Source organism: Mycobacterium sp. NPDC050853 (assembly GCF_040653875.1).
Classification (GTDB): Bacteria; Actinomycetota; Actinomycetes; order Mycobacteriales; family Mycobacteriaceae; genus Mycobacterium.
Genome location: NZ_JBFAGW010000002.1, coordinates 481,561 through 506,539 on the forward strand (window position 1 = coordinate 481,561; position 24,979 = coordinate 506,539).

21 protein-coding genes are annotated in these 24,979 nt (G+C 64.1%); 8 read left to right on the forward strand and 13 right to left on the reverse strand.

All coding sequences use genetic code 11. The annotated features are described in order from the left end of the window. Positions 1–122: 122 nt before the first annotated feature. From AB0H22_RS10645 to AB0H22_RS10655, 3 genes are all read left to right on the forward strand, one after another. On the forward strand, positions 123–3,881 hold the full coding sequence (locus AB0H22_RS10645) for a multifunctional oxoglutarate decarboxylase/oxoglutarate dehydrogenase thiamine pyrophosphate-binding subunit/dihydrolipoyllysine-residue succinyltransferase subunit (RefSeq protein ID WP_358146574.1): 3,759 nt from the start codon (positions 123–125) through the stop codon (positions 3,879–3,881). Between the two features lie 99 nt (positions 3,882–3,980). Further along, positions 3,981–5,297, forward strand: coding sequence for a lipase family protein (locus AB0H22_RS10650; protein ID WP_358146575.1), 1,317 nt, complete (start codon positions 3,981–3,983; stop codon positions 5,295–5,297). A gap of 335 nt (positions 5,298–5,632) precedes the next feature. Next, positions 5,633–6,949 carry a lipase family protein gene (locus AB0H22_RS10655; RefSeq protein WP_180752176.1) on the forward strand — a complete coding sequence of 439 codons (1,317 nt, stop codon included), beginning with the start codon at positions 5,633–5,635 and terminating at the stop codon, positions 6,947–6,949. 7 nt (positions 6,950–6,956) lie between these two features. Here the strand turns inward: AB0H22_RS10655 and AB0H22_RS10660 are convergent, their stop codons facing one another. Beyond that, the gene (locus AB0H22_RS10660) at positions 6,957–8,111 is read right to left on the reverse strand and encodes a helix-turn-helix domain-containing protein (RefSeq protein WP_180752175.1); all 1,155 of its coding nucleotides are present in this window, start codon (positions 8,109–8,111) and stop codon (positions 6,957–6,959) included. 244 nt (positions 8,112–8,355) lie between these two features. On the opposite strand from AB0H22_RS10660, the gene AB0H22_RS10665 reads away from it, so the two are divergent. From AB0H22_RS10665 to AB0H22_RS10675, 3 genes are all read left to right on the forward strand, one after another. Next, positions 8,356–8,997, forward strand: a complete 642-nt coding sequence (locus AB0H22_RS10665) for a methyltransferase domain-containing protein (protein ID WP_180752174.1) — start codon at positions 8,356–8,358, stop codon at positions 8,995–8,997. Between the two features lie 96 nt (positions 8,998–9,093). Next, positions 9,094–9,924, forward strand: a complete 831-nt coding sequence (locus tag AB0H22_RS10670) for an SDR family oxidoreductase (RefSeq protein ID WP_358146576.1) — start codon at positions 9,094–9,096, stop codon at positions 9,922–9,924. A gap of 48 nt (positions 9,925–9,972) precedes the next feature. Continuing rightward, the gene (locus AB0H22_RS10675) at positions 9,973–10,806 is read left to right on the forward strand and encodes an SDR family oxidoreductase (protein WP_180752172.1); all 834 of its coding nucleotides are present in this window, start codon (positions 9,973–9,975) and stop codon (positions 10,804–10,806) included. 6 nt (positions 10,807–10,812) lie between these two features. On the opposite strand, the gene AB0H22_RS10680 is transcribed toward AB0H22_RS10675, so the two are convergent. From AB0H22_RS10680 to AB0H22_RS10700, 5 genes are all read right to left on the reverse strand, one after another. After that, positions 10,813–12,084 (reverse strand): serine hydrolase domain-containing protein, encoded by a 1,272-nt coding sequence (locus tag AB0H22_RS10680; protein ID WP_358146577.1) that lies wholly within the window; start codon positions 12,082–12,084, stop codon positions 10,813–10,815. 138 nt (positions 12,085–12,222) lie between these two features. Beyond that, entirely contained in the window at positions 12,223–13,494 is a 1,272-nt protein-coding gene (locus tag AB0H22_RS10685; RefSeq protein WP_358146578.1) for a serine hydrolase domain-containing protein, read from the reverse strand. 91 nt (positions 13,495–13,585) lie between these two features. After that, a complete protein-coding gene (locus AB0H22_RS10690; protein ID WP_358146579.1) occupies positions 13,586–14,431 on the reverse strand; it encodes a glycine betaine ABC transporter substrate-binding protein in 846 nt (281 codons plus the stop codon). 27 nt (positions 14,432–14,458) lie between these two features. Next, on the reverse strand, positions 14,459–15,601 hold the full coding sequence (locus AB0H22_RS10695) for an NADP-dependent malic enzyme (protein WP_180752274.1): 1,143 nt from the start codon (positions 15,599–15,601) through the stop codon (positions 14,459–14,461). A gap of 84 nt (positions 15,602–15,685) precedes the next feature. Next, a complete protein-coding gene (locus tag AB0H22_RS10700; protein WP_358146580.1) occupies positions 15,686–16,297 on the reverse strand; it encodes a MarC family protein in 612 nt (203 codons plus the stop codon). A gap of 96 nt (positions 16,298–16,393) precedes the next feature. Between AB0H22_RS10700 and corA the strand changes: the two genes are divergently transcribed. Further along, entirely contained in the window at positions 16,394–17,488 is a 1,095-nt protein-coding gene (corA, locus tag AB0H22_RS10705) for a magnesium/cobalt transporter CorA (protein ID WP_180752168.1), read from the forward strand. Positions 17,489–17,500: 12 nt separating this feature from the next. On the opposite strand, the gene AB0H22_RS10710 is transcribed toward corA, so the two are convergent. From AB0H22_RS10710 to AB0H22_RS10735, 6 genes are all read right to left on the reverse strand, one after another. Then, on the reverse strand, positions 17,501–18,097 hold the full coding sequence (locus AB0H22_RS10710; RefSeq protein ID WP_358146581.1) for a suppressor of fused domain protein: 597 nt from the start codon (positions 18,095–18,097) through the stop codon (positions 17,501–17,503). After that, positions 18,094–19,278, reverse strand: a complete 1,185-nt coding sequence (ugpC, locus tag AB0H22_RS10715; protein WP_358146582.1) for a sn-glycerol-3-phosphate ABC transporter ATP-binding protein UgpC — start codon at positions 19,276–19,278, stop codon at positions 18,094–18,096. Before ugpC ends, AB0H22_RS10710 begins: the two co-directional genes overlap by 4 nt. Before the next feature lie 2 nt (positions 19,279–19,280). After that, entirely contained in the window at positions 19,281–20,123 is an 843-nt protein-coding gene (locus tag AB0H22_RS10720; protein ID WP_180752165.1) for a carbohydrate ABC transporter permease, read from the reverse strand. Then, the gene (locus tag AB0H22_RS10725; protein ID WP_180752164.1) at positions 20,120–21,031 is read right to left on the reverse strand and encodes a sugar ABC transporter permease; all 912 of its coding nucleotides are present in this window, start codon (positions 21,029–21,031) and stop codon (positions 20,120–20,122) included. Before AB0H22_RS10725 ends, AB0H22_RS10720 begins: the two co-directional genes overlap by 4 nt. Beyond that, positions 21,028–22,443: an extracellular solute-binding protein gene (locus AB0H22_RS10730; RefSeq protein ID WP_358146583.1), complete on the reverse strand. Its 1,416-nt coding sequence runs from the start codon at positions 22,441–22,443 to the stop codon at positions 21,028–21,030. The genes AB0H22_RS10725 and AB0H22_RS10730 overlap by 4 nt, the downstream gene beginning before the upstream one ends. A gap of 198 nt (positions 22,444–22,641) precedes the next feature. Next, complete coding sequence (locus AB0H22_RS10735) at positions 22,642–23,163, reverse strand: general stress protein (protein WP_180752162.1); 522 nt, start codon at positions 23,161–23,163, stop codon at positions 22,642–22,644. A gap of 158 nt (positions 23,164–23,321) precedes the next feature. Here AB0H22_RS10735 and AB0H22_RS10740 point away from each other — a divergent pair, with 158 nt between their 5' ends. Further along, entirely contained in the window at positions 23,322–24,002 is a 681-nt protein-coding gene (locus tag AB0H22_RS10740) for a DUF4190 domain-containing protein (protein ID WP_358146584.1), read from the forward strand. Here the strand turns inward: AB0H22_RS10740 and AB0H22_RS10745 are convergent. After that, positions 23,999–24,964, reverse strand: coding sequence for a CoA ester lyase (locus AB0H22_RS10745; RefSeq protein ID WP_358146585.1), 966 nt, complete (start codon positions 24,962–24,964; stop codon positions 23,999–24,001). The genes AB0H22_RS10740 and AB0H22_RS10745 overlap by 4 nt on opposite strands. Positions 24,965–24,979 lie beyond the last annotated feature (15 nt).

The following is a 24,979-nucleotide window of genomic DNA, read 5'->3' on the forward strand; positions in this document are numbered from 1 at the left end:
TCACTATCGGCGCCGATGATGTCGCCCCTGTCATGGAACGGTGACATGTCGCCCCCAATGGCGACGCGTTAGCCTGGTACCGGTCGCATATGGGTTGCACAAGGAAAGAGGCGAAGACTGCCGTGAACGGTTCAAATCCCCAATTCGGGCAGAACGAATGGCTGGTCGAGGAGATGTACCGCCGATTCAAGGAGGACCCGGCGTCGGTGGACTCCAGTTGGCATGAATTTCTGTCCGACTTTGGAGCCGAATCAATAGCCGAGCCGGTGACCGAATCGGCCGGCGCCGCGGCCAACGGTCAAGCGGCCGCCCCCGCACCGACCTCTGCAACACCCGCGCCTGCCGCACCGCCCGCCGCACCCGCGCCCGCCGCACCCGCGCCCGCCGCACCCGCGCCCGCCGCACCGGCGACTCCCGCACCGGCAGCTGCGCCGACCCCCGCTCCCGCCGTACCGAAACCGGCCGCCGCTCCGCTGCCGACAGCGGAAGGTGACGAGACCCAGGTGCTGCGGGGCGCTGCCGCAGCCGTCGTCAAGAACATGTCGGCCTCCCTCGAGATTCCGACCGCCACCAGCGTCCGGGCCATCCCCGCGAAACTGATGATCGACAACCGCATCGTCATCAACAATCACCTCAAGCGCACCCGCGGCGGCAAGATTTCCTTCACCCATCTGCTGGGCTACGCCATCGTTCAGGCCGTCAAGAACTTCCCGAACTTGAACCGGCATTTCGCCGAGGTGGACGGGAAGCCCACGGCCGTAACGCCCGCTCACATCAACCTGGGACTGGCTATCGACCTGCCCGGCAAGGACGGTAACCGCACCCTTGTCGTGGCCGCCATCAAGGGCTGCGAGACAATGGCTTTCGGCCAGTTCATCACCGCCTACGAGGACATCGTGCGGCGCGCACGGGACGGCAAGTTGACGGCCGAGGACTTCTCCGGGGTCACGATCTCGCTGACCAATCCGGGCACCATCGGCACCGTGCACTCGGTGCCCCGCCTCATGCGCGGTCAGGGTGCCATCGTCGGTGCCGGCGCGCTGGAGTACCCCGCGGAGTTCCAGGGCGCCAGCGAGGAGCGCATCTCCGATCTGGGCATTGGCAAGCTCATGACGCTGACGTCCACCTACGATCACCGCATCATCCAGGGTGCCGAATCCGGCGATTTCCTGCGCACGGTGCATCAGCTGCTGCTCTCCGACGACTTCTTCGACGACATCTTCCGTGAGCTGGGCATCCCCTACGAGCCAGTGCGCTGGCGCATCGACAACCCCGACTCGATCCTCGACAAGAACGCTCGGGTGCTGGAACTGATTGCGGCATACCGCAACCGGGGCCATTTGATGGCCGATACCGATCCGCTGCGTCTGGACAAGACCCGTTTCCGCAGCCACCCCGATTTGGATGTACTCACCCACGGTCTGACCCTGTGGGACTTGGACCGCGAGTTCAAGGTCTCCGGGTTCAAGGGTCAGGAGTATATGAAGCTGCGCGATGTGCTCTCGGTGCTGCGCGACGCGTACTGCCGGCACGCCGCAGTGGAATACACCCACATCCTGGAGCCCGAACAGCAGAAGTGGCTACAGGACCGCATCGAGGTCAAGCACGATAAGCCCACCGTCGCCGAGCAGAAGTACATCCTCTCCAAGCTCAATGCCGCCGAGGCGTTCGAGACCTTTTTGGCCACCAAATATGTTGGACAGAAACGGTTCTCGCTGGAGGGCGCCGAGGGTGTCATCCCAATGATGGACGCCGTCATCGACCAGAGTGCCGAGCACAGCCTCGACGAGGTGGTCATCGGTATGCCGCACCGCGGCCGCCTCAACGTGCTGGCGAACATCGTCGGCAAGCCGTACTCGCAGATCTTCACCGAGTTCGAGGGCAACCTGAACCCGGCGCTCGCGCACGGCTCTGGTGACGTGAAGTACCACCTGGGCGCCTCCGGCACCTACATCCAGATGTTCGGCGAGAACGACATTGAGGTGTCCCTGACGGCCAACCCCTCGCACTTGGAGGCCGTGGACCCGGTGCTGGAAGGCCTGGTGCGGGCCAAACAGGATGTCCTCGACGTCGGCACCGACGGCGGCCGCTTCACGGTGGTGCCCCTCATGCTGCACGGTGACGCCGCATTCGCCGGACAGGGCGTGGTTGCCGAAACCCTGAACCTCGCCAACCTCCCCGGTTACCGGACCGGCGGCACCATTCACATCGTGGTCAACAACCAGATCGGTTTCACCACCGCACCGGAGCATTCGCGATCCAGCGAGTACTGCACCGACGTCGCGAAAATGATTGGGGCGCCAATCTTCCACGTCAACGGGGACGACCCCGAGGCGTGCGTCTGGGTGTCTCGACTGGCCGTCGACTTCCGGCAGCAGTTCAACAAGGACGTCGTCATCGACCTTGTCTGCTACCGCCGTCGCGGCCACAACGAGGGCGACGATCCCTCGATGACCAACCCGCAGATGTACGAGGTGATCGACACCAAGCGCGGTGTGCGCAAGACCTACACCGAGTCTCTGATTGGCCGCGGCGATATCTCGATGAAGGAGGCCGAGGACGCGCTGCGCGATTACCAGGGCCAGCTGGAGCGGGTGTTCAACGAGGTTCGCGATCTGGAGAAGTACAAGCAGCGGGCCAGCGAGTCGGTCGAAGAAGACCAGCAGCTGCCGCAGAAGCTGGTCACCGCCGTCGACAAGGCGCTGCTGCAGCGCATCGGTGACGCGTTCCTGGCGGTACCGGAGAACTTCAGCGTGCATCCGCGCGTCAAGCCGGTGCTGGAAAAGCGCCGCGAGATGTCCTACGAGGGCAAGGTCGACTGGGCCTTCGGAGAGCTACTTGCGCTCGGCACTCTCGTCGCCGAGGGCAAGGTGGTGCGGCTCACGGGCCAGGACTCCAAGCGCGGCACCTTCACCCAGCGCCATGCGGTGATCATCGACCGGCACACCGGCACCGAGTTCTCCCCACTGCAGCTGGTTGGCACCGATACCGGGGGCAACCCCACCGGTGGGCGTCTTGTGGTGCATGACTCGTCGCTGTCCGAATACGCTGCCGTTGGCTTCGAGTACGGCTATTCCGTGGGCAATCCCGACGCAATGGTGTTGTGGGAGGCGCAGTTCGGTGACTTCGTCAACGGCGCACAGTCCATCATCGACGAGTTCATCTCGTCGGGAGAGGCCAAATGGGGTCAGCTCTCCGAGGTGGTGTTACTGCTCCCCCACGGCCACGAAGGCCAGGGCCCCGATCACACTTCGGGCCGCATCGAACGGTTCCTACAGCTGTGCGCCGAGGGCTCGATGACGGTGGCGATGCCGTCCACACCCGCCAACTACTTCCACCTATTGCGCCGGCACGCCCTGGACGGCATCACCCGGCCGATGGTGGTGTTCACGCCGAAGTCCATGTTGCGCAACAAGGCCGCGGTCAGCGATATCAAAGACTTCACCGACCGCAAGTTCCGATCGGTTCTCGAAGAGGCCGGCTACGAAGACGGTGTCGGTGATCGCAGCAAGGTCCGCAGGATCCTGCTGACCAGCGGCAAGCTGTACTACGACCTGCTGGCACGTAAGAACGCCGACAAGCGCGACGACGTTGCGATCGTGCGCATCGAGCAGCTGTACCCCATCCCGCGCTACCGCTTGGAGGAGACTCTCGGCCGGTATCCCGATGGAACACAGTACGTCTGGGTGCAAGAAGAGCCTGCCAACCAGGGCGCGTGGCCGACCTTCGGCCTGAACCTGCCCGAGGTGGTACCGCGTCTGACGGGTCTCACCAAGATCTCCCGGCGTGCCATGTCTGCACCTTCCTCCGGCTCATCGAAGGTGCATGCCGTCGAGCAGCAGGAGATCATCGACGAGGCATTCGCTCCCACATCTGAGTAGGAGTGAGCGAACCCAAGATCAGGCCCGCCCCTTAGGGGGTGGGCCTGATTCATTACCGGACCCCTGCCTCGTTGCGCGCGTGTTCAATACGCTGCACCAATGACGGCCAAGCCCGCACCCGCAATCGAACCGATCACGCTACCGGTCGAGGAATGGCCACCGCTTAACGGCAAGCCCAGACCCTCGCCCGAGGATCCTTTCTACCTTCCTCCGCCCGGCTGGGAGAACACGCTGCCAGGAACCGTACTGCGGCGCAGGAGAATTCGTATCGCCTTATTCGGCATAGTCCCTCTGCGCCTGCAGGCCTGGCACCTGCTCTACCGCACCACCGATCTCCACGGCGCACCCGAGACCACAGTGACAACATTGCTGGTGCCCCGCGATGCCCGCGAGACGTCACCGGTCCTGGCCTATCAGTGCGCCATCGATGCGGTGTCACCACGAGCCTTCCCCTCCTATGGGCTGCTTCCCCGAACATTCGGCCTCAACCAGACCCAGAACGAACTGGTGTTGATGGTGGCCGCACTCGCCCGAGGTTGGGTGGTTTCGGTTAGCGATCACGAAGGGCCACAAGGACTATGGATGGTGGCCAGGCAGCCCGGGTATCACGTCCTCGACGGCGTGCGCGCAACCTTGAACGCCGGCGGCGCGCATGGCATACCCCGGCTCCCGACCGATGCTCCCGTCGGATTCTGGGGGTACTCCGGAGGCGGGACAGCGAGCACCTGGGCTGCCGAGATGGCACCCGTCTACGCCCCGGAACTCAATGTCGTCGGAGCGCTGCTTGGTGCTCCCGCGGCCCGGCCCGGCGCGCTCGTGCAGAAGCACAGTGGCAGATTCGCCTCCGGACTAATCCCACCGGTACTGGCCGCGATGACGCGGGCGCACCCGAGCACGCTCGAGTTCCTCGGTGGGCACCTGACCCTGCGGGGGCGTCAGATCATCGCCAAGGCAGCGGAGGTAAGTCTCGCGGAATCGGTCTTACGGTGGCCATTCAAGAACTTCGACACTTTCGTCGATCGGCCCATCGAAGAATTGATGAAGGCGCCCGAAATCGCCAGAGTCACCGAAGAAATGGAACTGGGGCAACGCGCACCCAGCGCGCCGGTCTACCTATATCACGCCATCCATGACCAGCTACTTCCGATCGCGGCCTCCGATCAGCTGGCGCAGGACTACATCGTGGGCGGCACGCATGTCACCTACCGCCGCGACCGGAGCACCGAACACATTCTGCTGGCCATACTCGGCGTCAACGACGCACTCGGCTGGTTGGCCGAGCGGTTAGCGGGTAAACCATTACCGCCGACATCGGATGTCCAGACGGTCCTCTCGACCTCCCTCACCCCCCGGGCGGTGTGGAGCCAGCTGCGATGGCAATGGGGCACGGTGAAGCTACTACTCGGCCGTCTGTAGCCGTCACACGGCGCCGCAATTCCCTCGATTCGAGAACTTAACCAAGAAATAGAATAAGATTTCTTTTTTTCTAGCCGTCGGCTGCTAACAACCCACTGGGCAGTGATGATCGCCGTCCCAATGGAATATCGAGTGCCCGAAGACTGACTTCGACCGTTTGCCTCATCGGTGACGAACTACAAGGTCCGATGAGCACCTTAGGGGGTAACCCCGATTCGACGACGATTCATTGGCATGAACCATTCTTGTTGAATACGCTGCGCGAATCCGCGGTTCTTACTATCGACGTCGCTCAATGATTCGGACGGGAAGACCACAACAAGGACAGGAGCCAGATGACAGCCGGCACTGCGCCCACGTCGACCCCGGCGGCTCCGCCGATCGAGGCCTGGCCGATGCAACTCGGCAGACCACTGCCGTCCCCAGACGACCCGTTCTTTCTCCCGCCGGACGGCTGGGAGAAGACCGCACCCGGAACACCCCTGCGACGCAGGCGGGTCCAGATCGGGTTATTCGGACTCATCCCCCTGAAACTGCACGCATGGCAGGTGCTCTACCGCAGCACCGATTTACACGAGGCTCCCGAGACGACCGTAACCACGGTGCTCGTCCCGAAGAATGCGACAGAGGCGGCGCCACTGCTTGCCTTCCAGAGCGCGATCGATGCCGTCACCCCTAAAAGATTCCCCTCCTACTACCTGCAGCACCGCACCTTCGGCATCAACCAGTCACAGAACGAGTTCCTGCTGGCAGTAGCCGCACTCCAACGAGGATGGATCGTCACCATCAGCGACCACGAGGGGCCAAAGGGTCTCTGGATGGCGCCCAAACAACCCGGCTACCACGTGCTGGACGCACTGCGCGCCACCATTGCCGCATCCGGCGAGGACGGCATTCCGCAACTGTCCACCCAAACACCGACAGCAGTGTGGGGTTATTCGGCCGGTGGCAACGCGACCGCCTGGGCCGCCGAACTCGCCGGCGAGTACGCGCCCGAACTCAACCTCGTGGGGGCACTGATCGGCGCGCCCGCCCCCCAACCCGGCCCCCTCATGCACCATCTCAGCGGCCAGTACTCTTCCGGGCTCATCATCATCGTGCTGGCGGCCATGATGCGGGTCAGCCCCTCCATCCAAGAGTTCCTGCAGAAGCACCTCACCAAGAGAGGCCGCCGGATGGTCGAGAAGGCCGAACGCCTTACCGTCATCCAGGCACTGCTGTACTGGCCATTTCTCAACTTCAACAAAATCTTCGACCGTCCCCTCGAAGAGGTGATGGACATGCCGGAGATCGCCGCCCTCACCGACGCGATGACGCTGGGGCTGCGCACCCCCACCGCGCCGATTTACCTCTACCACTCGATCCACGACGTACTCCTGCCGGTTTCCAGCACCGACCAACTTGCCGAGGACTACATCGCCGGCGGCGCACATGTCACCTACCGGCGCGACCGAGCCAGCGAGCGCGTCTTTTTGTTACTGTCCGGCGGTCATGATGCGCTCGGCTGGCTCGATGAACGTATGCGCGGCAAGACATTACCGGCACCACCCGATATCCGAACGGTGTTCTCGACGGCCCTCTCGCCCCGCGCTCTGATCATGTACGTCCGACAGCTTGTGGCGGTCGTGAAGCTCCTCGCCGGGCGGCTCTGAACCGGACTCAGTGAGCCTTCACGGCCAGTAGCGCGGCCGCGAGAATCCGCGCCGCCGACGGCTGGGCGGGATCCAAGCCGGTGAGTTCGGCGACCCGGCGCAGCCTGTAGTCGAGGGTATTGGGATGTACGTGCAGCGATTTAGCCGCAAGCTGCCGCCCGTGCTCGTATTGCAGGTAAGCACTGAGAGCTTGCTGCAGGTGCGGGTGCGCCGTGAGCGGTAGGACCGTCGCGGCGAGCAGGTCACGGGCTCTGCCCGGGCGGGTGATCTGGTACTCAAGGAGTAGATCGGAGAGCCGGTACGTGCCCGGCACCCGACCGAGTCTCAGCGCGAGCAGCGCCAATTCGCGTGCCTCGGCCGCGGCGACGGCAATCTCGCCGGGATCGGCCACATCGGAGACCCCGAGCGTGACGGGCCCCCCGGCGACGTCGGAGAACAACGGCAGCAGCGATTCCACCTTGCCCACCGCAGGCAACAAGATGGTGCCACCGCGGCCGTCCAGGGAGGTGAGCACGGGCTCGCGTGCGTACTGATCGACGATGTCCTGCACGCGGTGGGCTCGACGCCGGGCCACCACCGTATTCCCCGCCGGCTCCGGCATGTACAGGAACAGCACGTTGTACGACAGCGCCAATGTCACACTCGCCCGCTCGGCCGCCTCCGCCCACGGGGTCCCCTTCACCAACGCATCGAATAAGTCACGCCGGGCTTCCGTTGTCGCACCGTAAAGACCTTGGCGCGCTTCGAGATACGCGGCGGTGACCGCGGGCACCATCAACTGCAGGTATCTCTGCAGCTGTACGCTGATCGCCAATACCTCACCGACCTCGTCGGGGGTTGCCAACTCCCGCAGTGTCTCTATGCCGACCCGCGCGGCAACGCTGTACGCGGCCAGGAGCGCTGGGAGCGGGATGTCCTCTTGCGCCCGTCGTGATGCCGCCAGGATCGGCCCTGCTAACTCGTCCTCAGTCGGTGGCCGCGACTCCAACAGGACCCGGACGAAAATCCGGAAGTTCTGCTTGGTGAATTCGGTGATCTCACCATCGAGAACCTCTCGTGGCAGCATCCCGTAGTACGGCACCTCGGCAGCGAAACAGTCCACCGTGCGGCGCACCGCCCCCGACAGCTGGCGCATGAACCGATCACTGAGCGACGCCGTCATACCAGCGGACCCCAACCTTCTCCCACTGCTTTGTGGAACACCTGTACCGCTCACAGATCGCATCCGCGAGACCACTGCGCACCCTACCGTCCGGCAAAGGAGTTTGGAGGTTTGCTCACAGGTTTATCCGCAGGACGAGACGGTGTTTGGGACCGGTCATAGCTCTCGCCGGTTGGGCTCGTATCTTTCACAAGATCCCGCCGAGTCGCGGACGTTCCCCTCGATCGCTCCTAGGTTCCAGAGCATGCCAACCACCGTTCAACGGCGTTCACTCAACGAACTGGTTACGCGGTACTGGACCGTGATGTCGCGGGTGTACAACTTTCCACTCGTGCAGCGCCATGTCTACAGCCCGGCCCAGGCCGATACGATCGAGCAATTACGTGCACACGGCGCCCAACGTATTGCCGATATCGCTTGTGGCACTGGGATACTGGCGTCACGCATCCAGGTCGAACTGCAATCAGACTCGGTCTTCGGCGTCGATATGTCCGACGGCATGCTCGCCAAGGCCAGGGCCCGGTCCACCAAGGTCCAGTGGAAGAAGGCGCCCGCAGAAGAACTCCCGTTCGAGGACGCCACTCTCGACGCCGTGGTGACCACATCGGCGTTCCATTTCTTCGACCAACCCGCCGCCCTCGCGGAGTTCCACCGCGTGCTGAGCCCGGGCGGTATGGCCTCAGTCGCGACAATCTGCCCGAAAGAGCGCCGGTGGATGCGGCGTGGAACCAGCGAGCGTGGCCCGGCACATTTCCCCACTGCCGACGAAATGCAGCAGGTGTTCGCGGGTGCCGGATTCGACGTCGTCCTGCACCGTCCGGTGGCGCGCCCCTTCACGCCTCCCCTGGTCCCGGTGGACTGGATCTGCGTGGGTCTCAAGACGTGACTGTCATCGGCCAGCTGCCCTGACAAGACCGCGGCACCATCGGCTACCCTCACTGATTGACATACGCCTCGCAACGTAAATCTTGAGGAGAGCTCAATGGAGGGCTTCAACGGGAAGGTCGCCGTCGTCACCGGCGCCGGTTCGGGTATCGGGCGGGCGCTAGCGGTGGAGCTGGCACGTTCCGGCGCCAAGGTCGCCATCAGCGATGTCGATACCGAGGGACTCGCCGAAACCGAACGCCAGATCAAGGCGCTGGGCGCCGAAGTCCGCGCCGACCGCATCAATGTCGTTGAACGCGAAGCCTTCCTGCTATACGCCGACTCCATCAAGGAGCACTTCGGCAAGGTCAACCAGATCTACAACAACGCCGGAATCGACTTCCACGGCGATGTCGAGGTCAGTCAGTTCAAGGACATCGAACGCATCGTCGACGTCGACTTCTGGGGCGTCGTCAACGGCACCAAAGCCTTCCTACCGCACCTGATCGCCTCCGGCGACGGCCACGTCATCAACGTCTCCAGCATCTTCGGCATCATGGCGGCCCCCGGCCAAAGCGCTTACAACGCCGCCAAATTCGCGGTCCGCGGCTTCACCGAAGCATTGCGCCAGGAAATGATCGTCGGCAAGAAGCCCGTCGCCGTCACCTGCGTACACCCCGGAGGGGTGAAGACCAATGTGGCCCGCAACGCGACCATGGCCGAGGGGTATGACCACGCGGAATTCGCCAAACTGTTTGATCGGGTGGCCCGGACCAGCCCGCAGGCGGCAGCTCGAATCATCATGACCGCCGTGCGCCAGAAAAAGCCGCGCGTACTCGTCGGGCCGGACGCCAAGGTGATCGACTTCCTGGTCCGGCTGACGGGCGCGCGCTACCAGGACGTTTTCCTCGTCGCCGAGCGGTTCCTGCTACCCAAGCGATCCAACTGACGCGCTAGTCTGACTATTTGACGCTCGTCTAATAACAAGGAGACACACATGGAAGGCTTCAGCGGCAAGGTCGCCGTGGTTACCGGCGCCGGCTCCGGCATTGGACGCGCCCTGGCCATCGAGCTGGCCCGTTCCGGCGCCAAGATTGCCATCAGCGATGTCGATACCGAGGGACTCGCCGAAACCGAACGCCAGGTCAAGGCGCTGGGCGCCGAAGTCCGCGCCGACCGCATCAATGTCGTTGAGCGCGAAGCCTTCCTGCTGTACGCCGATGCCATTAAGGCGCATTTCGGCAAGGTCAACCAGATCTACAACAACGCCGGTATCGCCTATCAGGGCGAGGTGGAGGAAAGCCAGTTCAAGGACATCGAGCGAATCATTGATGTCGACTTCTGGGGTGTGGTCAACGGCACCAAGGCCTTCCTGCCGCACCTGATCGCCTCCGGCGACGGCCACGTCATCAATGTCTCCAGCCTCTTCGGCGTCCTCTCGATGCCCGGCCAAAGTGCTTACAACGCCGCCAAATTCGCGGTCCGCGGCTTCACCGAATCGCTGCGCCAGGAGATGATCATCGGCAAGAAGCCGGTGGCGGTCACCTGTGTGCACCCAGGCGGGATCAAGACCGCCATCGCACGCAACTCCACCGCCGCGGAGGGCTACGACGTCAAGGCCGGGGCCGCGTTGTTCGACAAGTACCTGGCGAACACCAGCCCCGAAGCGGCCGCACGCATCATTCTCACCGCCGTCCGCAAGAAGAAGCCCCGCGTGCTCGTCGGCCCCGATGCCAAGATCCTCGACGTGATCGTTCGAGTCACCGGAGCGCGCTACCAGGACATCTTCTCCCTGTTTACGCGCTACCTGCTGCCCAAGCCTACGAAGTAGCGCTGATTACCGGGCCGCACGAATGATCGACGGCAAGAAGGTGCCGATGATGGCCTGGTCGAAGATCATCGTGCTGGGCAGCCGGTTGTGCACGACCGCAACGGAGATCTTCCGTTTCTGATCGGCCCATCCGAAGGAACCGCCCGCCCCGATATGCCCGAAGCCGCCACCGATCACCGGGACCGCCAGGGAGTGATACCCGCGGTGCCAACCCATCGGTATGCCCAACGTGTGGTCAATCCGGTAGCTGTTCTTGCGTCCCAGCCCCTCGGTGATCTCCGGAGACAGCAGACGTGTCCCGTCGACACTGCCGTCACCGGCCAGCGCGGCGTAGAGCTTGGCCAGCGCCGGTGCGGCACAGCAGGCACTGGCCGCACCGCAGCGCATATCCATCGTCGGCGCACTCGCATGGCCGTCATCGGCCAGCAGCATCTCGGCACCCGGCATATACAGCGTGGACGCGGCACCCTTGCCTCCAGGCACCCGGTCCAGCACTCCCATGACAGGCGGCGCAGCGCGGCGAATGAAACCAGACCGCGCCACGCGATCCAAATGTGGTGTCAGCGCGGCCGGCTGCGAGGGCGCATACTCCGGCGGCTTGCCGAAGTGGATTCCGTCGACCCCGAGCGGCTCGGCGAGCTCGGTGCGGTACAGCTCCTCCAGCTCCTTGCCGGTGACGGCCTTGGCCAGCCGTCCCATGAGCCAGCCAATCGACAGGGCGTGGTAGGCGGGCTTACCGAAGTATGTGTCCACCGGGGCCGCAGCAAGCCGGTCCGCCATCAGGTCGGGGTCGAACATCTCCTCGTAGCTGTTCGCGATACCCGTCAGCCGCGACAATCCCGCCGTGTGAGACAGGATTTCGTCGACGGTAATCGCCCCCTTGCCGTTGGCCGCGAACTCGGGCCAGTAGCGGGCGACCGGAGCGTGATACTCGAGCAGGCCGCGGTCCACGAGCCGGTGGATGATCGTCGCGGTGACACCCTTGGACGCCGAGAAGATGACCGGCGCGGTATCCCGCGTCCACTGCTCGCCCTTCTGCGCCTGACCGGCCCAGAGATCGAGAACCGGTTCGCCGTCCACGTACACACAGATGGCGCCACCCCCGACGCGGTATCGGGTGAAGGCCAGAGAGAAGACCCGCACCACCCCTCGAAACTCGGGGCGGGCCCAACCATTCACCCCCGGCGGCAGCTCTAGACCTCGTTCCAGGGGCGGGTAGGAAAATTGCGGGCGGTTGGGTTCGGCGGCAGCGTCATCGAGGCCGTGGGGTTGTGCCATAAGTAACAGTGAGTACCAGGTACTTGGCGTGAAGACAAGGGTGTCCGAACAGATGTCGGGACAGATACCTAATCGACGCTCACCGATTGAGGGCGCTTCACGACCTCGGCTATTGGTCTTCGCCCGAGCGGCTCATCCTCAGCCGACGGCCTTGATGATTTGTGGCCACAGGAACACGAACGCGATCTGATCCAGTGCCATGGTCGCCGGCAGGCGGTTGTGCGCGAATCCAACCGAGATCCTGCGCTTCGGGTCGGCCCAGCCCATCGAGCCACCGAGCCCGATATGGCCGAATCCACTCCGGAATCCGCTCATCGGCAACGACATATACCCCAGGTGCATTCCCATCGGGAACCCGATGGTGTGGTCGATACTCAGATTAGGTTCACGGGCAAGTCCGGCAACGGTTTCCGACGAGAGAAACTCACGCCCCTCGACGGTGCCGCCACCGGCGAGGGCCGCGTACATCTTGGCCAGGGCGGGCGCAGTGGCCACCGCGTTAGCGGCGGGCGCCTGCATGTCGTACAGCGCCGCGGTCAGGGTGCCGTCATCGGCGAGAATCCGCTCCATCCCTGGCTCGTACATCGTGCCGATGGCGCCTTCGAAACCAGGAAGGCGGTCGATGGCACGTATGACCGTCGGCAGCACCCGGCCGACGAGGGGCCTGCGCACCAGGGGGTCCAGGAAGGGGTACATCGACGCGGCCTTGGTCGGTGAGGTGCGCGGGGGGCGGCCGAGATGGATCCCATCGACCCCAAGCGGTTCGGCGATCTCGGTGCGGAACAGCTCGCGCATGTCCATGCCGGTAACCGACCGCGCCAGGCCGGCGAGCAGCCACCCGAAGGTGAGTGCGTGATACGCGCGCTTGCCATAGAACTTGTCGACCGGTGCCGCGGCGAGGCGCTGCTCCATCAACTCATGATCGGCGACTTCCTCTGCGTGGTAAGCGATCCCCTCGAGGCGGGAGAGTCCAGCGCGGTGATCGAGCACCTGCCGCACAGTGATCGACGACTTGCCGTTGGCGCCGAACTCCGGCCAGTACCGCGCGACCGGAGCGTCATAGGTAAGCAGGCCGCGGTCGACCAGGCGGTGAATCACGGTGGCGGCAATGCCCTTCGAGGCAGAGAAGACGAGAGCACCGGTATCACGTGTCCAGCCCTGCCCGGAGGCGGCCGCACCCGCCCAGATGTCCAAGGCCGGTTCGCCGTCCACGTAGACGCTCAGACCGCCACCGCCGAGGCGGTACTTCGTGAACATCCACTCAAATGTCCGGACGACGGAGGCGAGCTCGGGCCGCGCCCAGCCCTCCACTCCGTTGGGCAGCCGCAATCCGGGCTGGTCACCCGGGTACAGCTCGTCGCTACGTGCAGGTGCAGTGGCCGCAACATTGGGGCCCAGTGGGATCGCCATAGTCAGATGTGAGTAGCACGTGTCAAATAGAGAGGTCAAGTCACGATCTGATCGCTGATGACGTTCTCGCAGGTCATGAGGCCCAGAGTGACTAGCGCACCAGAATCTGGTGGTCATTGAGCCAGGTGTCCACCACGCGGCCGGGGTCGCCTCCCCCGGAAACCTCCCGGGTCATCGCCGCCAGCTCTCCGGTGGTCAGCTCGCCCGCAACCTTGTTGAGCGACAACACCTGCGGCTCGGTCAGCTCATTGCGCCGGTACAGCGGCACGACGCTGTTAGCAGGAAGCCAGTCCTTCTCGTCGTCGAGCAGCGTCACGCCGTCGACGGGCAGACTCGGGCTGGCGGTACTGGTCCAGGCCACCGCGATCTCACCACGTTTGAGCGCCGCGAAAAGTTCACCACCGTTGGCGAATTCGCGGGGCACGCCGGTCTCGCACGGCCCGATACGCGGCACCGGCACGGACCCCCGGCCAACCTGCCCGCCGCGGGCCAGCTGATCGCAATGTCGAGCCAAGGCCACCAGGGTGGGCTTGGACGAGGCACTCACCGAGGCGGCTGCGACGGCCAGGGCGGGGCGATCCTCGGCGGTCCCGTAGTCGGCGGCGGCGACACCGGCGGGCAGCGCCGCGATCATGGCCGTATAGGTGGCCTCCACGTCCCCACTGGGTCGCTGCTGCGGCGCGAACTGACGCAACACCGCTCCAGTGAATCCGGGTGCGACACTCGCGATCCCAGTGTCCAGCTCCGCTACCGGATCAGCGCTCTCACGCACCTTGGTGTCGATACCAGTGGCCTTCACCACGGCCGCATAGATATGCGCAAGCACCCGGTACTGCGGATCATTTGTGGTGACCACCGTCAAATACGGTGCAGGGCCGCCGTTATCGGAGCATCCAACACCGCCGGCCAGCACGGCCACTGCGACCAGCAGCCCCACAGCCCACGCGCGAAAAATCAAACGGGATCAGTCGCTCTCGTGCGCGACAGCCTGGACCGCCGCCGCAACGGCGGGACCAACCCGCGGATCCAGCGGACTGGGCACAATCTTGTTGCGCGCCAGGTCCGGTTCCACAACCGAGAAGATTGCTTCGGCCGCAGCCACTTTCATCCGCTCAGTGATCTTCGTAGCCTCGGCGTCCAGCGCCCCGCGGAACACGCCCGGGAAGGCGAGCACGTTGTTGATCTGGTTCGGGAAATCACTGCGCCCAGTCGCGACGATCGCGGCGTACTTGGCCGCGATATGCGGGTGAATCTCGGGGTCCGGGTTGGAGCACGCGAAGACGATGCTCTGGTCTGCCATGGTCGCGATAAGCGACTCATCGACCTTTCCGGCCGAAACACCCAGGAACACATCGGCTCCCGCGAGCGCCTCGGCGACACCTCCGGTCAACCCGCGCGGATTGGTGATCGCGGCCAGCTCGGTCTTGCTCTCATTGAGATCATCGCGACCGCTGTGCACGATCCCGCGCGAATCCAGCACCGTCACATCGGTAATGCCATCGGCCACCATGATTTTGGCGCACGCGACCCCGGCCGCACCCGCACCCGAAATCACCACCTTGAGCGACTTCTGGTCCCGGCCCAGTACCCGCGAGGCGCCCATGAGCGCGGCGAGCACCACGATCGCGGTGCCGTGTTGGTCGTCGTGCATCACCGGACAGTCCAGCGCCTCGATCACTCGGCGCTCAATTTCGAAACAGCGCGGGGCAGAGATGTCCTCGAGGTTGACCGCACCGAACGTCGGGCGCAGGCGGATCAGCGTCTCGACAATCTCGTCGGGATCCTTGGTGTCGAGCACAATTGGGATGGAGTTGAGCCCGGCGAAGGTCTTGAACAGGGCACTCTTGCCCTCCATGACAGGCAGCGAAGCCGACGGACCGATATCTCCGAGCCCGAGCACCGCACTACCGTCGCTGACCACGGCGACCAGGCGATGCGCCCAGGTGTACTTCTTAGCCAGGCTGGGGTCGGCGGCGATGGCCCGCGATACCTGCGCAACACCGGGGGTGTAGGCGATAGAGAGCGCGCGCTGAGTGTCCAGCGGCGACCTGAGCTCTACCGAGAGCTTTCCATCGATATGTGCTTCGAAAATCTCTTCATCGGTCACGACAACATCGGAGGCGGTCACAGCGTGAGACTACTGGCCGACCCGGAGGTCACACGTGGCGACTCTGGATCTGTGAGCCGCGTGTTACGCGCCCGCCACGAAACCGCGCACCGACTCGGCGATCATCTGTACCGCGATGGCGGCCAGTAGCAGACCCGCCACTCGGGCCAACAGCATGATTCCGCCCTCCCGAAGCACCCTGATCAGCACCGTCGAGAACCGCAGCGTCAGGTACAGCACCAGGTGCACACACAGGATCGCGGCACCGATAGCCAGATACGTACCCACCCGTCCCTCGGCTTGACGGACCGCAATGATGGTCGCCGCGATGGCCCCGGGCCCCGCCATCAGCGGGGTGCCCAGTGGCACCAGCGCAACGTTGACTCCATTGTCGGCGTCCTGACTCGTCGCCCCGCCCATCAACAACGACAGGCCGGTGATGAGCAGCAGCAGGCCACCGGCGCCCTGCAGGGCGGGGACACCGATATGCAGATAGCCCAGGATCGCTTGGCCGCCGATCGCGAACATCGAGATGACGGTCAACGAGACCGCCGGAGCCTGCCAGGCGGCCCGATGCCGCTCGGTGGCGGGCAGACGGCCTGTCAGCGACAGGAAGACCGGTACCGCACCCGGGGGATCCATGATGACCACCAGAGTGATGAATACCGAGGTGAACACCGCGACGTCGAAGATCACGATCTCAGTGTCCCAGGCCAACCTTAAGGTGCGCGGGTTACCATCGCGCAGAACGGTTCCGCAGAAGGATTGGTTCGCGAGCAGGGAGCCCACATCATGGCGCGATTTCCGTCGGTCAATCCGTCGTCGTTGCGTTCACCTATCCGCGGCCGCGAACCACTGACGGACGCCAAACGCATCCCGGTTCCCCTCGCGCGTGCCATCGTCGATTGCGGCGTCTACGTCGACGGGGTACGCCTGCCCGGGAAGTACACCCCGACGGCCGCGCTGGAGAAGGTGCGTTCACTGGATCGTGGGTTCGTCTGGGTCGGTCTGCACGAACCCGACGAACATCAGATGGAAGCCGTCGCGGGCCCGTTCGGTTTGCACCGACTGGCCGTCGAAGATGCCGTGCATGCGCACAACCGTCCCAAGCTGGAGCGGTACGACGACACCCTGTTCCTGGTCCTCAAGACTGTCAACTACGTTGAGCACGAATCAATTTCAACCGCACGCGAGATCGTGGAGACCGGCGAGATCATGATCTTCGTCGGCGGCGACTTCGTAGTGACGGTGCGCCACGGCGACCACAGCGGCCTGGCGAAAGTGCGCGCCCAGATGGACGCCGACCCCGACCACATGCGGCTTGGCCCATACGCCGTCATGCACGCCATCGCCGACCGAGTCGTCGACTCCTACCTCGAGGTCTCCGATCTGGTGGAAGACGATATCGATTCCATGGAGGAGAACGTGTTTTCTCCGCGATCGGCGACCGATATCGAACACATCTACATGCTCAAGCGTGAGGTAGTAGAGCTGCGCCGGGCGATCAGCCCGCTGTCGGTCGCGCTAAGCAAGCTCACACAGGATCACAACGACCTGATCACCAAGGAAGTTCGCCGCTACCTGCGTGACGTGCTGGATCACCAGACCCATGCCGCCGACCAGATCTCGAGCTACGACGAGATGCTCACCTCCTTGGTGAACGCCGCAGTCGGCAAGGTGGCGATGCAGCAGAACACCGATATGCGCAAGATCAGCGCCTGGGTCGCCATCGTGTCCGTCCCCACCATGATCGCCGGGATCTACGGCATGAACTTCGATTTCATGCCCGAGCTGCATCAGCCCTGGGGTTACCCGGTGGTGTTGTTGGTCATGGTGAGCGCCTGCACGTTCGTGTACCGAACTCTGCGCCGCAACCGCTGGCTGTGACCGCGGCGTCGGCTAGGACGGCTGCGCGTGGGCGCGTGACGGATCCATCACGTCGATATGGGCCTGCCGCCACGTATCCCGGAGCGCATCGGCTCCCTTGAGTCGCACCCAGGCGGCCTCATTGGCCGTGATGGGAACCGCCGCGATGAACCGTACGGGCGAGAGTGGTTCGGGCAGGGAAAGATCCGGGACGTCGCTGAGCTGCAGGAGCACGGCGGTGTACGCCTGCCCATCCCATAACGGCTGACCAAGATCGACGAGCGCATCCTCGGCCAGCACCAACCCCTCCACCGCGGGCGACGCGGCCAGCACCGCGAGTGACCGGACCAGACCGGGAAATACACTGCCTCTCAGGCTGATCAGCACCTCAGCACGCGGACCCAGCTCATCGGAGACCAGCATCTCCCCCGGGTCTTTCATGGGATGCCGCGCGGCTCCCGCAGAGACGAAATGCGTCACCCCGGCATCGTCGGGGCCATAGCGCAGCAGTTCATAGGGTTCGGACCCCAGGAAGGTGACGGAGGCCGAATCCGGCTCCCCCGCGCCAAGACCCGCAAAATAACCGGCCAGGTGCGCCCGCACGGTGCGGACTATCTCGTCGGAATTCACTCGCTGTCGGCGACGAGGGAAAGGTTCTCCCCCGACTCCGCATCGAAGATCACCAGCTTGCCGGTATCGATGATCAGCTCGATGGACTGTCCCTCCACGACCTTCGATGCCGCGGAGAGCCTTGCCACGAATTCGTTCTCGCCGACCTCGGACTCCTCAGCCAGCTCGGTGAGTTCGGCGGACGTGGCGGCCCCACCCTCGGTGGTGAAATGCACGTACTTGTCCGAGCCCAGTGACTCCACCACATCGGCGTTGACCGTCAGCGTCAACCCGGTGATCCGCTTGTAGGTATCGACCAACGTGGCGTCTTCGAACTGCTCGGGCCGGATACCCACGATCACATCCCCTCCCAGGGACCCGGCCTTCTTGGCAGCAATATTCGCGTACACCTGGGCATCCAGAGTCACCTCGCCAAAAGGCAGCTGCACACCGACATCGGTGAGCGTCGCGGGGAAGAAATTCATGGCCGGCGATCCGATGAAGCCGGCCACAAACAGGTTGGCCGGGGTGTCGTACAGCTCCTGGGGCGCACCAACCTGCTGCACCTTTCCGGCGCGCAGCACCACCACCCGGTCCCCAAGCGTCATCGCCTCGGTCTGGTCATGCGTGACGTAGACGGTGGTGGTGCCCAACCGTTTTTGCAGACGCGCGATCTCGGTGCGCATCTGCACCCGCAGCTTGGCGTCGAGGTTTGACAACGGCTCGTCCATCAAAAATGCCTTGGGACTGCGGACGATCGCGCGGCCCATCGCCACCCGCTGCCGCTGTCCACCGGAGAGGTTGGCGGGCTTGCGATCCAGATAATCGGTCAGATCCAGAATCTTCGCGGCCTCGTCGACCTTGGCTTTGATATCGGCCTTGCTCATCTTGGTCAGGGTGAGCGGAAATGCGATGTTCTGGCGCACCGTCATATGTGGATACAACGCATACGATTGGAACACCATCGCGATATCGCGGTCCTTGGGCGCCTTCTCGTTCACCCGCTCGCCGGCGATCGTGAGCTCGCCCGAGGAGATGTCCTCAAGTCCGGCAATCATGTTCAGCGTCGTCGACTTACCGCAGCCGGACGGCCCGACAAGAATGATGAACTCGCCGTCGGCGATGCTCAGCGTGACATCCTGCACCGCCGGGGAACCGTCCGCGTACGTCTTGGACACCTGGTCGAGCACAATCTCAGCCATTGCTAACCCTTCACCGCACCGGAGGTCAATCCGGCGACGATCCGTCGTTGGAATATCAGCACGAAGATGATGATCGGCACCGTGATCACGATGGCGCCCGCCGCAATCGACCCGGTCGGCTCCTCGAATTGCGAACTGCCGGTGAAGTTCGCGATGGCCACTGGAGCGGTGATGGACCGGTCCGTGGCCGTCAGCGAGATCGCCAGCAACAGGTCGTTCCACGCAAAGATGAACACCAGGATCGCGGACGTGACGATGCCGGGGGTGGCTAACGGAGCGATCACCTTCCAGAACGCCTGGGCCGGTGTGGCGCCATCCATCTTGGCGGCTTTCTCCAATTCCCAAGGGATCTCACGGAAGAACGCCGACAGCGTATAGATGGCCAGAGGTAGCGCGAAGGTGATGTAAGGGATGATCAAACCCGGCCAGGTGTCGAACAGACCGACGGAGCGCTCGATATTGAAAATTGGTGTCACCAGCGAGATTTGCGGGAACATCGCGATGAGCAGGGCAGCACCGACGAGTGCCTTTTTCCCGGGGAAGTCCAGCCGTGCCACCGCATAGGCCGCCATGGTGCCCACACTGACGGCGATCACCGTCGCGATGAGCCCGATACCGATGGAGTTCACCAGCGCCGAGGTGAAGACGTTGCCGCTGAAAATGCCCCGATAGTTGTCGAAGGTCACCGGCCATGGAAAGAACTTGCCGTCCTTGACCGTCGAGGTGGGCTTGAGCGAGAGGCTCAGCACCCACAGCACCGGCACCAACGCGTAACACAGCACCAGCACATCGGCGATCAACCACCCCGACAACTGCCGAGCCCGGCGCGGGTCGTGCACAGTCATCGTCCGTCCTCACCGTCCGCGGTGGGCGCCGAGGCGCCGAAACCCTTGATGAAGATGAACGCGATGACGGCCACACACAGGAAGATCAGGACACTGATCGCCGATCCGAGCCCGACATTGAACGCCTTGAACAGATTGTCGTACCCCAAAATCGACACCGATCCCGTGTTGTTGCTACCCCCGGTGAGCACGTAGATGTTGTCGAATATCCGGAACGCATCCAAGGTACGGAACAGCAGTGCAACGAGAATCGCGGGCTTCATGATCGGGATGGTGATGCGGATCAGCCTGCTCCAGCCGTTGGCGCCGTCGACCTGAGCGGCCTTCAACAAATCGTCGGGTACCAACGCCAGCCCTGCCAACAACAGCAGCGCCATGAACGGTGTGGTCTTCCACACCTCGGCCAAGATCACCACCGCAAGCGACGGAATCTGTTGTGTCAGTGGCGCGCTGCCCGAGGGAAGGAGATTTGCCAGATATCCGGTGCCCGGAGTCCAGGCGTAGTACCAGCTGTATGACGCTGCCACGGTGACGATCCCATACGGGATCAGAACCGCGGTGCGCACGATCCCCTTACCGAATATGGTCCGGTGCATCACCAGCGCAAGCACCATCCCGAGCGTGAGCTCGATGACCACGGAAATCACTGTGATGACAAGTGTCACGACCAAGGCGCTCCACCAGTACCTGTCCGACAACACCGTGACGTAGTTGTCGAACCATACGAACTTGCGATCCTGGGGGCTGGCGAAGTTGTACTTCTGCAGGCTCAGCCACACGGCGTAGCAGATGGGATATGCGGTGACCGCGATCATCAGGATCGCGGCCGGCGCGATGAGCAGCAGTCCGAGCCGGCGCTCGGCCTTCTTGCCCTCGGAGCGGGACAGCTGGGTCGACGCCTGAGTCATGGAATCAGCCCCCGCCCGTCGACGGCCTTCTGCACCTGATCGGTCAACAGGTCGGCGGTGCGCTCGGGGTCGATCGCGGTGATCGGCGCCAGTGCCGCCGAGACCCTGGTCGAGATCGCTTGGTAATAAGGCGAGGCCGGACGGACCGCCGCGGTGGCGAGCTGCTCGCGAATGATCGCGTACGCGGGGTACTTGGCCTGGAACTCAGGATCGTCGTAGAGAGAGGAGTCCACCGCGGGCAATCCGCCTTCGATGGCCGTCGCCTTCTGGTTCTCCCGGCTGCGCAAGCAGTTCAGCGCCTCGAAGGCTTGCGCCTTGTACCGCGTTGTCCTAGCGACCGCGATATTCAGTCCGCCGATGGTGACCCTGGCGGGCCGATCGGCGAACACCGCCGGATAGGGGGCGAAACCGAGTGCCGCATTGGTCGCCTCGTATGCGGCGGTGAACTGCTCATCACTTGGCGCGAATCGGCCCGCATCGCCGATCGCGCCGGTCAGATCCGGGCGCCTGTCCAGACGCAGGAACGGCACCCCGCCCTTGATGGCGTTCTCCATCATGCTGGCCATCACGAACGGCCAATTGACCTCGAAAGCGGCCTTACCTTGTTCCAATGCCAAACGCGCTGTGCCCTCATCGGTCTGGGTGATCGATGGGTCCGCACCGTCGGCAGTCGCGATCGATTTGATAATCCGCAACGCAGTGACGGTGGCGGTGCGATGCTCGGGGGTATCGGTCAGAGTGACCGTCTTACCGTCATCGCCCAAAACGGAGCCGCCTGCACTGGTCAGCAGTGTGTTGAACAAAACTACCAGGCCTTCGTACTGCTTACCCTGCAGCGCAATCCAACTCGGTCCGCCCGATCGTGCGAGGCTCTCCGCCTCCTGCACCGTCTGATCCCATGTCGTCGGCGGCTCGGGTACCAGATCCTTGCGGTACCAAAGCAATTGAGTGTTGGTGCTCAACGGGGCGGCGTACAGCCTGTCTTTCCACCGAGCACTCTCCAGTGGGCCCGCGAGCGTATCGCGCTGGGCATTGTCCTCGGTCACGCCCGCCGGGTCATCGGAAAGCGGCAGTGCCCAACCTGCTTCGGCGAACTCGGCGGTCCAGACCACGTCCATGCCCATGAGGTCCAGCGTGCGATCGTTACCGGTCAGCCGGCGGGCAAGCTGCAACCGTTGCTCGTCTGCCCGCTTCGGGAGGCTGACCTGCCGGATGGTGAACCGGCCACCGAGTTGCGCATTGCATCGCTGCGCGGCGGCCGTGAAGGTTCCGGCCTCACTGGCCGGCGTGTAGAAGCGGATGACGATGTCATCGTCGGAGCGGGCACATCCCGTCAGCGAGGCCAGCGTCAGGCAGGTGACGCCCAGCGCCACACCCTTACGTCGGAACCATCCGGCCGACGACTCCAGCACGACCGCCTCCTGGTCCGTTGACGCGTCTCGGCACCTCCGTGTGCCCGCACGGCGGGCACACCCGTCCCGCGCGGCAACCGTAGAGCTAAAACCAGGTGACATGCAACATGTTCGGCGCGCGAGTCCCACTCGCCGACCGATTCCCGAGCCACTGGTAACACCGCAGGCCAGCGCCGCACGGCGCCGCGCAGGTGCCGACTAGATAGCTAGCTTGGCCAACATATCGCGCGCGGCCTCGGCCTGACCCGGTTCACACAACACGTCATACCGCCCCGCAACAAGCTGCATGGTCGATGCGAAATCCCTTGTGCCTCTTGTCATCGCATACGGCACGGCGGCGGTGACCAATCCGAACACCAACCCGACAGTGAGTCCCACGATGAGCGAGCCCGCCAGATTTGTGCTGAACAGCCCCAGCACCAGGCCGATGAACAAGCCCAGCCACGCCCCGCTGACCATGCCGCCGCCAAGCACCTTGGGCCAGGACAAACGACCGGTCACCCGCTCGACCTGCATCAGATTCACTCCGACGATCGTGACGTTCTCGACCGGGAATTGCTGGTCCGACAGGTAGTCAACGGCGCGCTGGGCCTCGGCGTATGTCGGGTACGAACCGATGGGCCAGCCTTGCGGCGGTGTCGGCAAAGACAGTGGGGAAGCCAACGGGGAACGCTGTGACGACGAGCGGGGTGGTTGGCCGGGTGTGAGTGGTTGTCCCACGAGTTCGGTCCTCCTGGAGAGTCGGCGATGCATGGTGGCGCACTAGCTAGCAGTCATTTAACGCCCGGCGGCACCAGTTGGTGCCCCTTTGACCGCTACCTGCGGCTTTCCGCTCCGCAGCGCGGCCAGGAGCGCCCTAGATGCGCTAGGTTGGCGCCATGACTTCCCCGGGCAGCGAACCCTTCGAGACAGGCACCGGCACCGGCCCCAACACCTCGCCCGACGCCTCGTCGGGGGAGACATCGTCGGGGTACGAGTATCCGTCCCTGGAAAGGTCCGCGCCTCCGGCCGATTCTGCCTCCTCGGCCTACCAGGTGCCACCGAGCATCCCACCGGCATGGGAGACACCCGGTGCCCCACCCTCCTACCCGGCCGTTCCACCCGCGTATCCCACCGCGCCTCCGCAGTATCCGACGGCACCTCCCGCATATCCGCCGTATCCTCAGTACGGCCAGGGCTACCCCCCGTATCAGTCGGGGCAACCAGGCGCGTACCCACCACCGGTATACCCCGCCGCGGGCGGCTATCCGGGATATCCAGCGCCCGGGTACGCCGACCCGTACGGGTATGGCGCATACGCGCCGACCGGCGGCACCAACGGGCTAGCCATCGGATCGCTGATCGCGTCGGTCATGGGGCCCTTCACCTGTGGTCTCGGATCGGTGGCGGGGCTGATCATGGGCTTCATCGCGCTCAGCCAGCTCAAGACGTCACCACAGGACGGTAAGGGCCTCGCGATCACGGGCATCGTCATCAGCGCCGCCGTCGTGCTGTTCGGGCTGTTGTTCCTCATCATCGGCATCGCCTCACACGGCGGCAGCTCATCGGGCTCCTACTAGCCCGTCGGCGGCTCGAATGGGGGCGCTTGCCGCGCCATACCCGCAGCGCGTCCCTTACCCGCGATCACCAGCGCCATCTTGCGGCTGGCCTCGTCGATCATCTCGTCACCGAGCATCACCGCACCGCGTGCACCGCCGGCAACTGAGGTGTGCCACTGGTAGGCGTCCAGGATGAGCTCGGCCCCGTCATAGTCCTCTTGACGGGGGCTGAAGATCTCATTGCCCGCCTCGACCTGCGCGGGATGCAGCACCCATTTCCCGTCGAAACCCAGTGCGGCGGAACGGCTCGCCGCCACCCGGAAGGCATCGACATCGCGCACCTTGAGGTAGGGGCCGTCAATGGCGTCGATTCCGTGGGCACGCGCGGACACCAGGATGGTCATCAGCACGTGGTGGTACGCCTCGCCGTCATAACCGGGCGGCTGCTCCCCGACCACCAGCGTGCGCATGCCCAGGCTGGCCATGAAATCGGCGGGGCCGAAGACAAGTGACTGCACGCGCGGGCTTGCCGAAGCGATCGCGTCGATATTGGTGAGCCCTTCGGCGTTCTCGATCTGCGCCTGGATGCCGATTGCCCCCACCTCGAGTCCGTGAGATCGCTCCACCTGGGTCAGCAGGAGGTCCAGCGCCGTCACATGCGAGGCGTCCACCACCTTGGGCAGCAGGATGTTGTCGATGTTGGCACCCGCTTGAGAAACGACGGCTACAACATCGGCGTAAGTCCACTCGGTGGTCCAGTCGTTGACACGAACCGACCGCAACTGCCCCGCCCACCCCGGCGCGTTCAGCGCGTCGGCAATACGCTGACGCGCCTCCACTTTCGCAGGGGCGGCGACGGCATCCTCGAGGTCGAGGAAAATCTCGTCCGCCGGAAGGGTTTTCGCCTTGTCGATCATCTTCTGGCTGCTGCCGGGGACCGCGAGGGTGGTGCGACGGGGACGATATGGAGCGGCTGCTGTCACAGCTAGCCAGACTAG

Excerpts from the sequence above, each read along its gene's own strand:
- AB0H22_RS10650 (WP_358146575.1), top strand. The coding sequence starts at position 3,981 with ATGACGGCCAAGCCCGCACCCGCAATCGAACCGATCACGCTACCGGTC.
- AB0H22_RS10655 (WP_180752176.1), top strand. The coding sequence starts at position 5,633 with ATGACAGCCGGCACTGCGCCCACGTCGACCCCGGCGGCTCCGCCGATC.
- AB0H22_RS10660 (WP_180752175.1), bottom strand. The coding sequence starts at position 8,111 with ATGACGGCGTCGCTCAGTGATCGGTTCATGCGCCAGCTGTCGGGGGCG.
- AB0H22_RS10665 (WP_180752174.1), top strand. The coding sequence starts at position 8,356 with ATGCCAACCACCGTTCAACGGCGTTCACTCAACGAACTGGTTACGCGG.
- AB0H22_RS10670 (WP_358146576.1), top strand. The coding sequence starts at position 9,094 with ATGGAGGGCTTCAACGGGAAGGTCGCCGTCGTCACCGGCGCCGGTTCG.
- AB0H22_RS10675 (WP_180752172.1), top strand. The coding sequence starts at position 9,973 with ATGGAAGGCTTCAGCGGCAAGGTCGCCGTGGTTACCGGCGCCGGCTCC.
- AB0H22_RS10680 (WP_358146577.1), bottom strand. The coding sequence starts at position 12,084 with ATGGCACAACCCCACGGCCTCGATGACGCTGCCGCCGAACCCAACCGC.
- AB0H22_RS10685 (WP_358146578.1), bottom strand. The coding sequence starts at position 13,494 with ATGGCGATCCCACTGGGCCCCAATGTTGCGGCCACTGCACCTGCACGT.
- corA (WP_180752168.1), top strand. The coding sequence starts at position 16,394 with ATGGCGCGATTTCCGTCGGTCAATCCGTCGTCGTTGCGTTCACCTATC.
- ugpC (WP_358146582.1), bottom strand. The coding sequence starts at position 19,278 with ATGGCTGAGATTGTGCTCGACCAGGTGTCCAAGACGTACGCGGACGGT.
- AB0H22_RS10720 (WP_180752165.1), bottom strand. The coding sequence starts at position 20,123 with ATGACTGTGCACGACCCGCGCCGGGCTCGGCAGTTGTCGGGGTGGTTG.
- AB0H22_RS10725 (WP_180752164.1), bottom strand. The coding sequence starts at position 21,031 with ATGACTCAGGCGTCGACCCAGCTGTCCCGCTCCGAGGGCAAGAAGGCC.
- AB0H22_RS10740 (WP_358146584.1), top strand. The coding sequence starts at position 23,322 with ATGACTTCCCCGGGCAGCGAACCCTTCGAGACAGGCACCGGCACCGGC.